This is a genomic window from Brevibacterium metallidurans, assembly GCF_037101285.1.
Lineage (GTDB): Bacteria > Actinomycetota > Actinomycetes > Actinomycetales > Brevibacteriaceae > Brevibacterium > Brevibacterium metallidurans.
Genome location: NZ_BAAAAF010000006.1, coordinates 23,720 through 36,411 on the forward strand (window position 1 = coordinate 23,720; position 12,692 = coordinate 36,411).

At 70.2% G+C, this 12,692-nt stretch carries 15 protein-coding genes; all 15 read right to left on the minus strand.

What is annotated here, in order from left to right; genetic code table 11:
* Positions 1–13: 13 nt before the first annotated feature.
* The 15 genes from lgt to AACX88_RS09265 all read right to left on the minus strand — a co-directional run bounded on the left by lgt (position 14) and on the right by AACX88_RS09265 (position 12,687).
* Positions 14–1,180, minus strand: a complete 1,167-nt coding sequence (gene lgt, locus AACX88_RS09195) for a prolipoprotein diacylglyceryl transferase (protein WP_339392708.1) — start codon at positions 1,178–1,180, stop codon at positions 14–16.
* Positions 1,177–1,956: a tryptophan synthase subunit alpha gene (gene trpA / locus AACX88_RS09200; protein WP_339392709.1), complete on the minus strand. Its 780-nt coding sequence runs from the start codon at positions 1,954–1,956 to the stop codon at positions 1,177–1,179. Before trpA ends, lgt begins: the two co-directional genes overlap by 4 nt.
* Entirely contained in the window at positions 1,953–3,161 is a 1,209-nt protein-coding gene (trpB, locus tag AACX88_RS09205) for a tryptophan synthase subunit beta (RefSeq protein WP_339392710.1), read from the minus strand. Before trpB ends, trpA begins: the two co-directional genes overlap by 4 nt.
* A 72-nt stretch (positions 3,162–3,233) precedes the next feature.
* On the minus strand, positions 3,234–4,034 hold the full coding sequence (gene trpC / locus AACX88_RS09210; protein ID WP_339392711.1) for an indole-3-glycerol phosphate synthase TrpC: 801 nt from the start codon (positions 4,032–4,034) through the stop codon (positions 3,234–3,236).
* Positions 4,031–4,300 carry an HGxxPAAW family protein gene (locus AACX88_RS09215; RefSeq protein ID WP_339392712.1) on the minus strand — a complete coding sequence of 90 codons (270 nt, stop codon included), beginning with the start codon at positions 4,298–4,300 and terminating at the stop codon, positions 4,031–4,033. The genes trpC and AACX88_RS09215 overlap by 4 nt, the downstream gene beginning before the upstream one ends.
* 92 nt (positions 4,301–4,392) lie before the next feature.
* Positions 4,393–4,989: a Trp biosynthesis-associated membrane protein gene (locus AACX88_RS09220; protein WP_339392713.1), complete on the minus strand. Its 597-nt coding sequence runs from the start codon at positions 4,987–4,989 to the stop codon at positions 4,393–4,395.
* Positions 4,986–6,515 carry an anthranilate synthase component I gene (gene trpE, locus AACX88_RS09225; protein ID WP_422614424.1) on the minus strand — a complete coding sequence of 510 codons (1,530 nt, stop codon included), beginning with the start codon at positions 6,513–6,515 and terminating at the stop codon, positions 4,986–4,988. Before trpE ends, AACX88_RS09220 begins: the two co-directional genes overlap by 4 nt.
* Positions 6,496–6,864 carry a phosphoribosyl-AMP cyclohydrolase gene (gene hisI / locus AACX88_RS09230; protein WP_339392715.1) on the minus strand — a complete coding sequence of 123 codons (369 nt, stop codon included), beginning with the start codon at positions 6,862–6,864 and terminating at the stop codon, positions 6,496–6,498. Before hisI ends, trpE begins: the two co-directional genes overlap by 20 nt.
* Positions 6,861–7,625: an imidazole glycerol phosphate synthase subunit HisF gene (hisF, locus tag AACX88_RS09235; RefSeq protein ID WP_339392716.1), complete on the minus strand. Its 765-nt coding sequence runs from the start codon at positions 7,623–7,625 to the stop codon at positions 6,861–6,863. Before hisF ends, hisI begins: the two co-directional genes overlap by 4 nt.
* Before the next feature lie 10 nt (positions 7,626–7,635).
* Positions 7,636–9,138 (minus strand): carboxyl transferase domain-containing protein, encoded by a 1,503-nt coding sequence (locus AACX88_RS09240; RefSeq protein WP_339392717.1) that lies wholly within the window; start codon positions 9,136–9,138, stop codon positions 7,636–7,638.
* 4 nt (positions 9,139–9,142) lie between these two features.
* Positions 9,143–10,378, minus strand: a complete 1,236-nt coding sequence (locus AACX88_RS09245) for a CaiB/BaiF CoA transferase family protein (protein WP_339392718.1) — start codon at positions 10,376–10,378, stop codon at positions 9,143–9,145.
* Positions 10,375–10,842: a PH domain-containing protein gene (locus tag AACX88_RS09250; RefSeq protein WP_339392719.1), complete on the minus strand. Its 468-nt coding sequence runs from the start codon at positions 10,840–10,842 to the stop codon at positions 10,375–10,377. Before AACX88_RS09250 ends, AACX88_RS09245 begins: the two co-directional genes overlap by 4 nt.
* Positions 10,823–11,662, minus strand: a complete 840-nt coding sequence (gene hisG / locus AACX88_RS09255) for an ATP phosphoribosyltransferase (protein WP_339392720.1) — start codon at positions 11,660–11,662, stop codon at positions 10,823–10,825. The genes AACX88_RS09250 and hisG overlap by 20 nt, the downstream gene beginning before the upstream one ends.
* A 38-nt stretch (positions 11,663–11,700) precedes the next feature.
* Positions 11,701–11,964: a phosphoribosyl-ATP diphosphatase gene (locus AACX88_RS09260; RefSeq protein ID WP_339392721.1), complete on the minus strand. Its 264-nt coding sequence runs from the start codon at positions 11,962–11,964 to the stop codon at positions 11,701–11,703.
* Between the two features lie 45 nt (positions 11,965–12,009).
* Positions 12,010–12,687, minus strand: a complete 678-nt coding sequence (locus AACX88_RS09265) for a nicotinamide mononucleotide transporter family protein (protein ID WP_339392722.1) — start codon at positions 12,685–12,687, stop codon at positions 12,010–12,012.
* Positions 12,688–12,692 lie beyond the last annotated feature (5 nt).

The window sequence follows — 12,692 nt, forward strand, 5'->3', positions numbered from 1 at the left end:
GAACCAGAACGTCTCACTTGCCGGACTTTTCGTCCTCATTTCCGCGTGAGCGCGAGCGGACGTCGGGGATGATCGAGATCGCCGAGGTGACCGCTCCGAAGAATCCGAACCCGGGCTTCTCGACTTCGGCCCGGTCCTGTCGGGACCCGCGGGACCGCTTCGGCGCCGCCTCGCCCGGCTGCTCGCCGGGCTGCTGCTCACCGCGGGACTGCTGATCGTCGCGAGGCGTTCCCGGTCCGCCCGAGGCGCCGGGAGCCTTCGGTCCGCTGTGGTCGGCGCCGTCGTCCTCGTGGCGTCCGTGCTTGGCCAGGGCGCGGGCTCCGGGGAGGTAGACGGAGGTCTCGGGCTCCTTGTGCCGCGAGCGGGAGACGAGGAACCAGACGAGTCCGACGGCGAAGACGAGGATCGACGTCCAGATGTTGAGCCGCAGCCCGAGGACGAGTTCGGCGTCGTCGATGCGCAGGGCCTCGATCCACACGCGACCGAGCGTGTAGTAGCAGATGTAGAGGGCGAAGACCTGGCCATGGCCGAGGCGGAAGCGCTTGGCGGCGAAGATGAGGATGAGACAGCCGGCGAGGTTCCACAGGGATTCGTAGAGGAAGGTCGGCTGGAAGAGCGTGTCGGCGGGCAGGGCCGGGTCGGGCCAGTTCGGGTTGAGCTGGCCGTCGATGTACTTGTCGATCCGCAGACCCCACGGCAGGGTCGTGGGGCCGCCGAAGAGCTCCTGGTTGAACCAGTTGCCCCAGCGTCCGACGGCCTGGGCGAGGATGAGCCCGGGGGCGGCGGCGTCGAGGAACGGCAGGATTCTGATCCCCTGGTACCGGGCGACGGCCCAGGCGGCGAGCATGCCGAGTGCCACGGCGCCCCAGATGCCGAGTCCGCCGTTCCAGATCTTGAAGGCGTCGAGCGGGTTGCCGTTCGGCCCGAAGTACGGGTCGGGGGTGGAGAAGATGTGGTAGAGCCGGCCGCCGATGATCCCGGCGGGCACGGTGATGATCGCGATGTTCCACAGGTCGTCCTCGTGACCGCCCATCGCCCGCCACCGCCTCGAGGTCAGCCACAGGGCGAGCAGGATGCCTGCGAGGATGCACAGGGCGTAGGCGTGGACGGTGAGCGGGCCGATGGAGAACCCGCTCCAGCTCGGGGACGGGATCTCGGCTACGAGGTCGACGCCGCTCATGCGCAGCCCTCCCGGAGTTCGCGGGCGAGTTCGCGCAGGGCGGGCACACCGCCTGCGTCGACGGCGCGGATGAGCGCGGAGCCGACGATGACGCCGTCGGCGTAGGCGGCCACCTCGGCGGCCTGGTCGCGGGTGGAGACGCCGAGGCCCACGCACACCTGCGGGGCGCCGGCCTCACGCAGGCGGGCGACGAGGTCGCGGGCGTGGTCGTCGACGCTCGTGCGGACTCCGGTCACGCCCATCGTCGAGGCGGCGTAGACGAAGCCGCGGCTGGCGGCGACGATCCTCGCGATGCGTTCGGGAGTCGAGGAGGGCGCGGCGAGGAAGATCCGGTCGAGGCCGTACTCGTCGGCCGCGGCCATCCAGTCGGCGGCCTCGTCGGGGATGAGATCAGGGGTGATGATGCCGGCCCCACCGGCGGCGGCGAGGTCGCGGGCGAACGCTGACACCCCGTACTGGAGGACGAGGTTCCAGTAGCTCATGACCACGGCTGTGCCTCCCGCCTCGGTGACGGCGGCGACGGCTGAGAAGACGTCCTTCGTCCGCACCCCGTTCTCGAGCGCGGTCTCCGCGGCCCTCTGGATGACGGGACCGTCCATGCCGGGGTCGGAGTAGGGCAGGCCGACCTCGACGATGTCGACGCCGGATTCGACGAGGGCGACCATCGCCTCGATCGACCCCTCCACGGTGGGGAAGCCCACGGGCAGGTAGCCGATGAGGGCGGCGCTGCGTCCCGCGGCGGCGACGGATTCCAGGGTGTCTCCGGTCGTCGTCATACCTGCACTGCTCCTTCGTCGAAGTAGTCGAACCACGTCGCTGCCGTGGTCATGTCCTTGTCCCCGCGACCCGAGAGGTTGACGAGGATGATGCCGTCGGGCCCGAGCTCCCGGCCGACCCGCATCGCCCCGGCCAGGGCGTGGGCGGATTCGATCGCCGGGATGATGCCCTCGGTGCGGGCGAGCAGCTGCAGGGCCTCCATCGCCTCCTCGTCGACGACGGGTTCGTAGACGACCCGACCGGCGTCGTGGAGGTAGGAGTGCTCGGGGCCCACCGACGGGTAGTCGAGGCCGGCCGAGACCGAATGGGAAGGACGGGTCTGCCCGTCGTCGTCTTGGAGGATGTAGGTCGCCGAACCGTGGAGGACGCCGGGGCGTCCGCCGGAGAAGCGGGCGGCGTGACGACCGGAGGCGATGCCCTCTCCCCCGGCTTCGAAGCCGAAGATCCGGACGTCGTCGTCGAGGAAGGCCGCGAAGATGCCCATCGCGTTCGAGCCCCCGCCCACACACGCACACACGGCGTCGGGGAGACGGCCGACCTTCTCGAGCAGCTGCTCGCGCGCCTCGGTGCCGATGATCTTCTGGAAGGACCGGACCATCGCCGGGAACGGGTGGGGGCCGGCGACGGTGCCGATGACGTAGTGGGTGCTGCCGACGTTGGCGACCCAGTCCCGCATCGCCTCGTTCATCGCATCCTTGAGGGTGCGGGTGCCGTTCGTCACGGAGTTGACCTTCGCCCCGAGGAGGCGCATGCGGGCGACATTGAGGGCCTGGCGCCGCGTGTCCTCCTCGCCCATGTAGACCTCGCACTCCATGTCGAGCAGCGCTGCGGCCGTCGCGGTGGCGACCCCGTGCTGGCCGGCGCCGGTCTCGGCGATGAGGCGGGTCTTGCCCATCCGCTTCGCGAGCAGGGCCTGGCCGATCGCATTGTTGATCTTGTGGCTGCCCGTGTGGTTGAGGTCCTCGCGTTTGAGGAACACCCGCGCGCCCCCGCAGTGCTCGGCGAAGCGCTTGGCCTCGGTGAGCAGGCTGGGGCGGCCGATGTAGTCGACCTGCAGCTCGAGCAGCTGTGCGGTGAAGTCGGGGTCGACCTGCGACTTCCGCCAGGTCTCCTCGATCTCATCGAGCGCCGGGATGAGCGCCTCCGGGATGAACCGTCCGCCGAACGCACCGAAGTACGGTCCGGTCTCCATCGTCTCGGTCATGGCAGTCCTTCGGGGTCTGGGTCGTTTGCTCGCACGGCCGCCGAGGCGGCCGCTGGGTAGGGTCTGAGGCTCTCAGGCGCGGATGCGCGGTGAGCGGGCGCTCCTGCCGGTCGCGGTGAACTCGGCCACCGCACGGTCGGGATCGCCGCCGATGACGAGCGCTTCGCCGACGAGCACGGCGTCGGCGCCCGCCCGGGCGTAGGCCTTAACATCGGCGGTTCCGGCGACCCCGGATTCGGCGACGAGCGTCGCCTCGGCAGGGGCCCGGCCGGCGAGCGGGGCGAAGCGGGCGGTGTCGACGCTCAGGTCTTTGAGGTTGCGCGTGTTGACGCCGATGAGGCGGGCGCCGATGTCGATCGCGGTCTCCATCTCGGCTTCGCTGTGCGTCTCGACGAGCGCGGTCATGCCCAGGGAGGCTGCGAGATCGTGGAAGTCGCGCAGCTGCGCGGGCTCGAGCGCTGCGACGATGAGGAGGACGAGGTCGGCGCCGTGGGCGCGGGCCTCATGGAACTGGTACTCCTCGACCATGAAGTCCTTGCGCAGCACCGGGATGTCGACGGCCGCGCGGACGGCGTCGAGGTCGGCGAGGCTGCCGGAGAAGCGCCGGCCCTCGGTGAGCACGCTGATCGCCCGCGCCCCGCCTGAGGCGTAGAGGCCGGCGAGCGTGCCCGGATCCGGGATCTCGGCGAGGTCGCCGCGGGAGGGTGAACGGCGCTTCACCTCGGCGATGACACCGAAGTCCGCGTCGAGGTCGAAGGTGCGCACAGGTTCGGCCGCGGCGGCGGCTTCGACGATCGCCGTCAGCGGGACCTCGCGCCTGCGGGCCTCGAGGTCCTCACGGACGCCGGCGATGATGTCGTCGAGGACCGTCATCGGCGCTTCGGCTTGGTTCCCAGTCCGACAGCGCGCAGGATCATGCCGATGATGAGGCCGACGACGGCGACTCCGCCGCCGATGTAGACGATCGTCGGGTTGTGGATCGTGAAGCCCACACAGCCGATCGAGAGCCCCACGAGCATGATGATGACACCGGTCCAGCCGGCGACGGAGTTGCCGTGGCCGGGATCGGCGATCGCGGCGTAGTCGATCGTGGACTTGTCGAGGTCGGTGGCGCCCGAACGGGCGACTGATTGCGACATGGTGCTCCTTACGCAGACGTGCTCAAGTATCTCGCTCCTATTGTGTCACGACCGACGGCGTCCGCTGACATCGACGCGAGGGTCTGAGACCCTCACCCCTTCGGGGGCGCCTCGTCGTCGCCCGGTTCGGTCTCCGGCGTCTCGCGTGACCCAGGAGCGGGCTCCTCCGCCTCGGCGGTCTGCCGCTCCTCACCCGACTCGACCTCTTCGCCGCGGGAGAGCGCATCCCAGGTGGCCGCGGAGTCGAAGTCGCCGCCGGCGGACTCCGCGGTGCGCGCATACCGGTTCGACCCGGTCCAGTGCCGCGAGGCCACCGCGACCCAGCCGATGACGATGACGGCGAGGATCGCGGCGAGCAGAGCGAACAGCGGCCACGAGGTCGCCCCCGGGGCGCCCATCGCGGTGATCGCGGACATGCCGTAGCCGAGGGCGGCGAGCAGGGCGAGGCCGAAGATGACGAAGCGCCCGATGCGCCCGAACATCGCCGAGAGCAGTCCGCAGACGGCGATGATCGCCACACACGCGGTCGCGATCGGTGAGGCCTGGGTCGTCTCGGCCTGGTCCGGCAGGGCGACGCCGGAGGGTCCGAGCGGCTCCGACCCGGCACCGGTCTGCCAGGTGGCCAAGGTGATCGCCCACAGGGCGGCGGCGAGGATGAGGACGAGGAGGACTCCGCGGGACTTCGTCATCGCAGACCTCCCACTCGCTCGGCCGCGGCGGCCGCGGTGAGCACTGCGGCCGCCTTGTTCTCCGATTCCCGGTACTCAGTCTCGGGCACGGAGTCCGCGACGATGCCGCCGCCCGCGTAGACGCTCATCACGCCCTCGCGCAGCACACCGGTGCGGATGGCGATCGCCAGGTCGAGGTCGCCGGTGAACGACATGTACCCGACGACTCCCCCGTAGAGTCCGCGGCCGACGACCTCGAGCTCGTCGATGATCTGCAGGGCCCGCGGCTTCGGCGCCCCGGACAGGGTGCCCGCGGGGAACGTGGCCTTGAGCACATCGACGCCGCCGCGGCCCGCGGCGAGCTCACCGCGCACGGTCGAGGAGATGTGCATGATGTGGCTGAAGCGCTCGATGTCCATGAATGTGCTCACGTCGACCGTCCCGGCCCGGCAGACCTTCGCGAGGTCGTTGCGGGCGAGGTCGACGAGCATGAGATGCTCGGCGCGCTCCTTCTCATCGCGCAGCAGATCCCGGGCCAGCGCATCGTCCTCCTCCGGGCTCGCCCCGCGCGGGCGCGAACCGGCGATGGGGTGGGTGACGACGGTGCCCGAGCGCACGGTGACGAGCGCCTCGGGTGAGGAGCCGATGATGCTCACCGGCTGCCCGTCGGCGTCGGCGACGTTGATGAGGTACATGAACGGCGAGGGGTTCGAATGCCGGAGCATCCGGTAGACCATGAGCGGATCGGCCGCGCAGTCGGTGTCGAACCGCTGGCCGAGGACGACCTGGAAGATCTCACCGTCGACGATGTCCTGCTTCGCCCGCTCCACCCCGCCGAGGTAGTCCTGCCGGGGGGTGCGCGTGCGCACCTGCGGCTGTGCCGGGCGGGGCAGGACCACCTCGGCGGGGGCGGGCCGGGTGATCCGCTCGACCATCGCCTCGATCCGGGCCACCCCCGAGGCGTAGGCCTCATCGATCCCGGTCTCGGCCCCGTCGACGTTGACGACGTTGGCGACGAGGGTGAGCGTCCCGGAGTAGTGGTCGTAGACGGCGATGTCGCCGGGGATCATCAGCTGCACGGTCGGCAGACGGTGTTCGTCGGGGCGGGGCGCCCCGAGGCGCTCGACCTCGCGGACGATGTCCCACCCGAAGTAGCCGACGAGGCTCGAGACCATCGGCGGGAGGTCGCTCGTGTCGACCGCGAGGAGCTCGAGGGTCGCCGCGACCGCGTCGAGGACGCTGCCGGTTCGCGGCACCCCGACCGGCGGGGAGCCCTCCCAGGCGAACCCGTCGCCCGCGGTGACGAGGGTGGCGACGGGCGCGGAGCCGATGAAGGAGTAGCGGGCCCACGCGCCGGCCTCGGCGGATTCGAAGAGGAACGACCCGGGGCCCGCGTCGGTGAGCTTCGCATACAGGCTCAGCGGGGTCTCGGCGTCGGCGAGCACCTCGGCGGTGACGGGCACGAGCCGCGCGGTGGCCCCGGCGGCCCGGAAGCCTGCGAGGTCGGGGCGGATGTCGAGTCCGGACTCAGTTCTCGTCACGGTCACTGATCGTCCTTCCGGTGAAGCAGGTGGCGGTGAGGGTGTGGCAGGCGGGCCCGGTCTGGTCGACGACCATGAGCAGGGCGTCGGCGTCGCAGTCGAGCGCCAGGGACTTAAGGGCCTGGGTGTGGCCGGAGGTCTCCCCCTTGACCCAGTGCTCCTGTCGGGAGCGGGACCAGTAGACGGCGCGGCGTTCGCTCAGGGTCCGCTCGATCGCGGTCCGGTCCATCCACGCGAGCATGAGGACGTCGCGGCTGCTCGCCTCCTGGACGACGACGGGGATGAGCCCGTCAGAGCCCAGGGTGATGACCTCGCGCCAGTTCTCCGGAGTCGCGTCGATCTGTGCTGTGCTCATCGGACCTCGATCCCCTCTGCCGCGAGCGCGGCCTTGACCTCGTCGATGCGCAGCGTGCCGAAGTGGAATACGCTGGCCGCGAGCAGGGCGTCGGCGCCGGCCCGCACGGCCGGGGCGAAGTGCTCGACGGCGCCGGCCCCGCCGGAGGCGATGAGCGGCACGCTCACGGCCTGCCGGGCGGCATTGATGAGTTCGAGGTCGAAGCCGTCACGGGTGCCGTCGGCGTCGATCGAGTTGAGCAGGACCTCGCCGACCCCGCGGTCGGCGGCTTCGCGGATCCACTCGATGGCATCCCGTCCGGTGCCCTCCCGGCCGCCGCGGATCGTCACCTCGAACCCCGAGGCGGTCGGGGCGCCCTGTGTGCGCCTCGCGTCGAGGGAGAGGACGAGGACCTGGTTGCCGAAGTGACGGGAGATGTCGCTGATGAGCTGCGGGTCGGCGACCGCGGAGGTGTTGACGGAGACCTTGTCCGCCCCGTCGCGCAGGAGCCGGTCGACGTCGGAGACGCTGCGGATGCCGCCGCCGACGGTGAGCGGGATGAACACCTCCTCGGCGCACGCGGCGACGACGTCGTGGACGGTCTCCCGGTCGCCCGAGCTCGCGGTGACGTCGAGGAAGGTGAGTTCGTCGGCCCCCGATTCGCCGTACGCGCGGGCGAGTTCGACGGGGTCGCCGGCGTCGCGGAGATCGGCGAAGCGCACTCCTTTGACGACGCGGCCGGCATCGACGTCGAGGCACGGGATGACTCTCACGGCAACCATGGTCTGCTCCTCAGATTCCCAATGTCCGGTAGCGCTCCATCCGCCGGGCCAGCCGGCGTCCTGCGGGTTCGCGCATGAGTTCGATGAGTTCGTATTCGAGTGTCGCACCGACCCGGGCGACGAAGTCCAGCGGTTCCTCGCTGGCATCGGGGTCTTCGGCGATGATCCGGTCGACGACCCCGGTCTCGAGCAGCTTCGGGGCGTGCACTCCCTGGCTCTGCGCCATCTGCGGGGCGAACTCCGTGGTCCGGTGGACGATCGCCGAGGCGCCCTCGGGCGGCAGCGGGGACAGCCACCCGTTCTCGGCGCTGAGCACCCGGTCAGCGGGGATGAGCGCGAGCGCCCCTCCCCCGGAGCCCTCACCGAGGATGAGGGAGACCGAGGGCGCGTCGAGGTTGGCGAGGTCGGCCAGGGACCGGGCGATCTCCCCGGCGATGCCGCCCTCCTCGGCGGACTGCGAGAGTGCGGCTCCCGGGGTGTCGATGACGGTGACGAGCGGAAGGGAGAGTTCCGCGGCGAGCTTCATCCCGCGCCGGGCCTCCCGCAGTGCCGCCGGTCCGAGCGGGGCCCGGGAGTCCTGCCGGAACCGGTCCTGACCGAGGACGATGCACGGGGCGGAGCCGAACTTCGCGAGCGCGAGGAGGAGTCCGGGGTCCTTCTCGCCCTGCCCGGTGCCGTTGAGCGGCAGGACCGTGTTCGCCGCGGTCCGCAGCAGGTCGCGCACGCCGGGGCGCTGCGGGTTGCGGGAGCGGGTGATCGCCTGCCACGCATCGGCGTCGGGGTCGATGCGGACGGGACGGGTGTCGGGGTCGGGCACGCGGGCGGGGATCTCCTTGGCGCCCATGAGGACGTCGAGGACACGGGAGACCGTCGCGTGGATCCGCTCGGGTCCGATGACGGCGTCGATGATGCCGTGCTTGTGGAGGTTCTCACCGGTCTGGACGTTCTCCGGGAACGACTCCCCGTAGATGGCTTCGAACACGCGGGGCCCGAGGAACCCGATGAGGGAGCCGGGTTCGGCGACGGTGACATGGCCCATCGACCCCCACGAGGCGAAGACTCCCCCGGTCGTCGGGTGCCGGAGGTAGACGAGGTAGGGCAGGCCGGCCCGCCTGTGGGCGACGACGGCGTTGGTGATCTTGACCATCGAGAGGAACGCGACGGTGCCCTCCTGCATGCGGGTTCCCCCCGAGGCGGGTCCGGCGAGCAGCGGCAGGCCTTCGAGGGTGGCGCGTTCGATCGCGTCGACGAGCCGTTGGGCTGCGGCGACGCCGATCGAACCGGCGAGGAACCGGAACTCGCCGGCGACGACGGCGACCCGACGGCCGTTGATCGTCCCCTCCCCGGTGATGATCGCCTCGTCGACCCCGGACTTCTCGGCCGCGGCGGCGAGTTCGGCCGCGTACTGCTCACTCACTCCCCCGGCCGGGACGATCGGCGCCTCGTCCCACGAGACGAAGGAGCCTGCGTCGAGGACGATGTCGACGAGTTCGTTCGCATTCAGACGTGCCACGGTCTCACCGTCCCTCAGGTGGTGTCGCCTCGGGTTCGCTCGTCCCGGTCAGCCAGGCGGCGATCGCCTCGGCGTCTTCGTCGAGCAGCGGCGGGGCCTCGTGGGTGGTCTTCGTCGTCTCCACCTCGGTGCCTGCGACGGTGTCGAAGAACCGCAGGGGCGGGCCCGGCAGGTCGATGTCGCCGAGCACCGGGTGGTCGACGGAGACCTTGAGACCCTGGCTGAGCGCCTGCTCCCATGCGTAGACCTCGGGCAGGGTGCGCACGGTGCCGGCGGGGATGCCTGCGGCACTGAGCTTCTCGAGCAGGGTCGCGGAGTCGAAGGCTGCGAACCGGGATTCGATGAGGTCGATGACGGCCTGCCGGTTGGCCACACGGGCCGCGTTGTCCTCCATGCCCGGGGTCGCCGGGTCGATGTCGAAGGCGGCGGTGAACTTCTGCCAGAGGTTCTCGTTGCCCACCGAGATCTGCACGGCGCCGTCCTGCGAGGCGAAGAGCCCGTAGGGCGAGAGCGACGGGTGGTGGTTGCCGCCGGGCAGCGGGGTCTCCCCGGCCACGGTGGTCCGGGTGCCCTGGAAGGCGTGGACGCCGACCATGCCGGCGATGAGCGAGGTGCGCACGATCTTGCCGCGGCCGGTGCGTTCGCGCTCCAGGAGGGCGGCGAGCACCCCGTAGGAGCCGTAGATGCCGGCGAGCAGGTCGGCGATGGGCACGCCGACGCGCTGCATGTCGTCGGGGCCCGAGCCGGTCAGGGACATCAGTCCCGCCTCACCCTGGGCGATCTGGTCGTAGCCGGCGCGCGCGGATTCGGGGCCGTCGTGGCCGAAGCCGGTGATCGAGAGGATGACGAGCCTGGGGTTGATCTCCATGCAGCGGGCGGTGGAGAAGCCGAGGCGGTCGAGCACGCCGGTGCGGAAGTTCTCGATGAGGACGTCGGCGCGAGCGATGAGCTCGGTGAGCGTGGCCGTGCCGGTCTCGGATTTGAGGTCGAGGGCGATCGACTCCTTGTTGCGGTTGCACGAGAAGAAGTAGGTGGCCTGCTCCTGGCCGGCGGGGCCGACGAAGGGCGGACCCCAGGACCGGGAGTCGTCGCCGCGGCCGGGGTTCTCGACCTTGATGACGCGGGCGCCGAGGTCGCCGAACATCATCCCGGCGTGCGGTCCCGCGAGTGCTCGGGAGAGGTCGATGACGGTAAAGCCGGTCAGCGGCCCCGTCTCGCGGGCGGGTGCGGGCTCGGTCATGGCTGGTCCTCCTCGAAGTTCGTCCATCTGGTCACGAGCATACGCAGTCGGGCGACCTCCTCGCGTGCGCGGGGGCCATCGGCATGCTGGATCGCCATGACCGCGCAGGTGGTGCCGTCGGCGAGGTCGAGGACGGGCCACGGGTCGTCGCCGACGGAGGAGAACGTCACGCCGAGGATCTGCGACCACGGTATGTGCCTGGTGCGCACGATGTTGCGCACTGTCAGCCCCGTCTCATCGGGTCGGGCCTGGATGTCGGCGACGCGCAGCAGGGCACCGCCGAAGAGGATCCCGAGGAGGTTCATCCACACCATGTCGATGAGGTGCCACGGTCTCCAGTCGACGACGAAGAGGGCGAGGGAGAGGACCGCGAAGCCGACGAACAGGGCGATGGATCCGACGATGCCGATGATCCTCACCTGCCGCGGTCGGAAGACCTCGAACTCAGATGCGGCAGGCGCCAATGCTCGTCACCAGAATCGCTCGGGCTCCGACCGCGTAGAGGCGGTCCATGACGTTGTTGACCGATTTCGCCTCGACCATGACGCGCACCGCCACCCAGCCGGTCTCCTGGAGCGGGGAGACGGTGGGCGATTCGAGTCCCGGGGTCAGGGCGATCGCCTCGGGCACGAGGCGCTCTTCGATGTTGTAGTCGACGAGGACGTACTGGCGGGCGACCATGACCGATTCGAGGCGGCGGCGCAGCACCTCAATCGAGGCGTCGGCGCCGTCGCGCTGGACGAGCACGGCCTCCGACTCGAGCAGGGGTTCGCCGAAGGTCTCGAGGCCCGCGGCGCGCAGGGTCGACCCGGTCTCGACGACATCGGCGACGGCGTCGGCGACGCCGAGCTGGATCGAGACCTCGATGGCCCCGTCGAGCTGCACGGTCGTCGCGCTGATCCCGCGTTCGTCGAGGTCGGTCTGGACGAGGTGCGGGAAGCTCGTGGCGATCCGCAGCCCTGCGAGTTCGTCGACCGAGGTGAAACGGCCGGATTCGCCGGCGTAGAAGAAGCGGGAGGAGCCGAAGCCGAGCCCCACGACCTCCTGGGCCGGTGCCTGGGATTCGAGCAGGAGGTCACGGCCGGTGATGCCGGCGTCGAGGATGCCGGAGCCGACGTAGACGGCGATGTCGCGGGGGCGGAGGTAGAAGAACTCGACCCCGTTGACGTCGTCGCGATGGACGAGGGTCTTCGATCCGCGGCGGGTCGAGTACCCGGCTTCGCTGAGCATGTCGGTGGCGGCTTCGGACAGGATGCCCTTGTTGGGCACGGCTACACGCAGCATGGCGTCCTTTGCGGAAGGTGGTGTCGGTGGGTTCGCGGTCAGAGGGTCGCGTTGACGTCGTCGAGACTGAGATCCTTGGCGATCATGAGCACCTGGAGATGGTAGAGCAGCTGGGAGATCTCCTCGGCGAGCTCATCCTTCGTCTCGTATTCGGCGGCCATCCACACCTCTGCGGCCTCCTCGACGATCTTCTTGCCGATCGCATGGACTCCGGCGTCGAGTTCGGCGACGGTCTTCGACCCCGCGGGGCGGTCGAGGGACTTCTGGAGCAGTTCGGCGTAGAGGGAATCGAAGGTCTTCACCTGATCCAGGGTAGACCATGACCCGTGAGGGACCCGACCGGGGTCTCAGGTCCCGGACTCCTCCTCGGGTCCCCGGGTGACGTCGGTGGCGCCGAGGTGGGGCGCGGAGATCGTCTGCTTCGACCGCTTCGCCCAGTCGATGAGTCCGAGGATGACCATGACGAGGAAGATGAGGTAGACGGCACCGGAGAAGACGAGTCCCCCGGAGATCGCCAGCGGGATGCCGACGAGGTCGACGAGCAGCCAGACGAACCAGAACTCGACGATCGCCCGGCCCTGGGCGTACATCGCCACGAGGGAGCCGATGAAGATGTAGGCGTCGGGGTACGGGTTCCACGACCAGCCGCCGACGGAGAGGATGTAGCCGAAGACGGCGGTGCCGATGACGAGGGCCGCGAGCAGGCCCACCCGCTCCTTCCAGGTCGCCCACCGCACGACGACCTCGCCGGAGGTCTCCTTCGACTTCTTCCACTGGCTCCAGCCCCAGATCGCGGCGACGATGATGACGACCTGTCTCGACGCGTTGCCGCCGAGGCCGGCGGACAGCGAGGCGGAGAAGAGGAGGATCGAGCCGAGGATCTGCACAGGCCAGGAGAGGATGTTCCGGCGCAGGGCGAGGACGACCGTGGCGAGGGCGCAGATGTTGCCGAACAGGTCCGAGTACGGCACGGGTTTGCCGAGCAGTTCGAACGCCGGTGCGTTGAGCCAGCTGAAGATGTCCATTCTCG

Excerpts from the sequence above, each read along its gene's own strand:
- lgt (WP_339392708.1), bottom strand. The coding sequence starts at position 1,180 with ATGAGCGGCGTCGACCTCGTAGCCGAGATCCCGTCCCCGAGCTGGAGC.
- trpA (WP_339392709.1), bottom strand. The coding sequence starts at position 1,956 with ATGACGACGACCGGAGACACCCTGGAATCCGTCGCCGCCGCGGGACGC.
- trpB (WP_339392710.1), bottom strand. The coding sequence starts at position 3,161 with ATGACCGAGACGATGGAGACCGGACCGTACTTCGGTGCGTTCGGCGGA.
- trpC (WP_339392711.1), bottom strand. The coding sequence starts at position 4,034 with ATGACGGTCCTCGACGACATCATCGCCGGCGTCCGTGAGGACCTCGAG.
- AACX88_RS09215 (WP_339392712.1), bottom strand. The coding sequence starts at position 4,300 with ATGTCGCAATCAGTCGCCCGTTCGGGCGCCACCGACCTCGACAAGTCC.
- AACX88_RS09220 (WP_339392713.1), bottom strand. The coding sequence starts at position 4,989 with ATGACGAAGTCCCGCGGAGTCCTCCTCGTCCTCATCCTCGCCGCCGCC.
- hisI (WP_339392715.1), bottom strand. The coding sequence starts at position 6,864 with ATGAGCACAGCACAGATCGACGCGACTCCGGAGAACTGGCGCGAGGTC.
- hisF (WP_339392716.1), bottom strand. The coding sequence starts at position 7,625 with ATGGTTGCCGTGAGAGTCATCCCGTGCCTCGACGTCGATGCCGGCCGC.
- AACX88_RS09245 (WP_339392718.1), bottom strand. The coding sequence starts at position 10,378 with ATGACCGAGCCCGCACCCGCCCGCGAGACGGGGCCGCTGACCGGCTTT.
- hisG (WP_339392720.1), bottom strand. The coding sequence starts at position 11,662 with ATGCTGCGTGTAGCCGTGCCCAACAAGGGCATCCTGTCCGAAGCCGCC.
- AACX88_RS09265 (WP_339392722.1), bottom strand. The coding sequence starts at position 12,687 with ATGGACATCTTCAGCTGGCTCAACGCACCGGCGTTCGAACTGCTCGGC.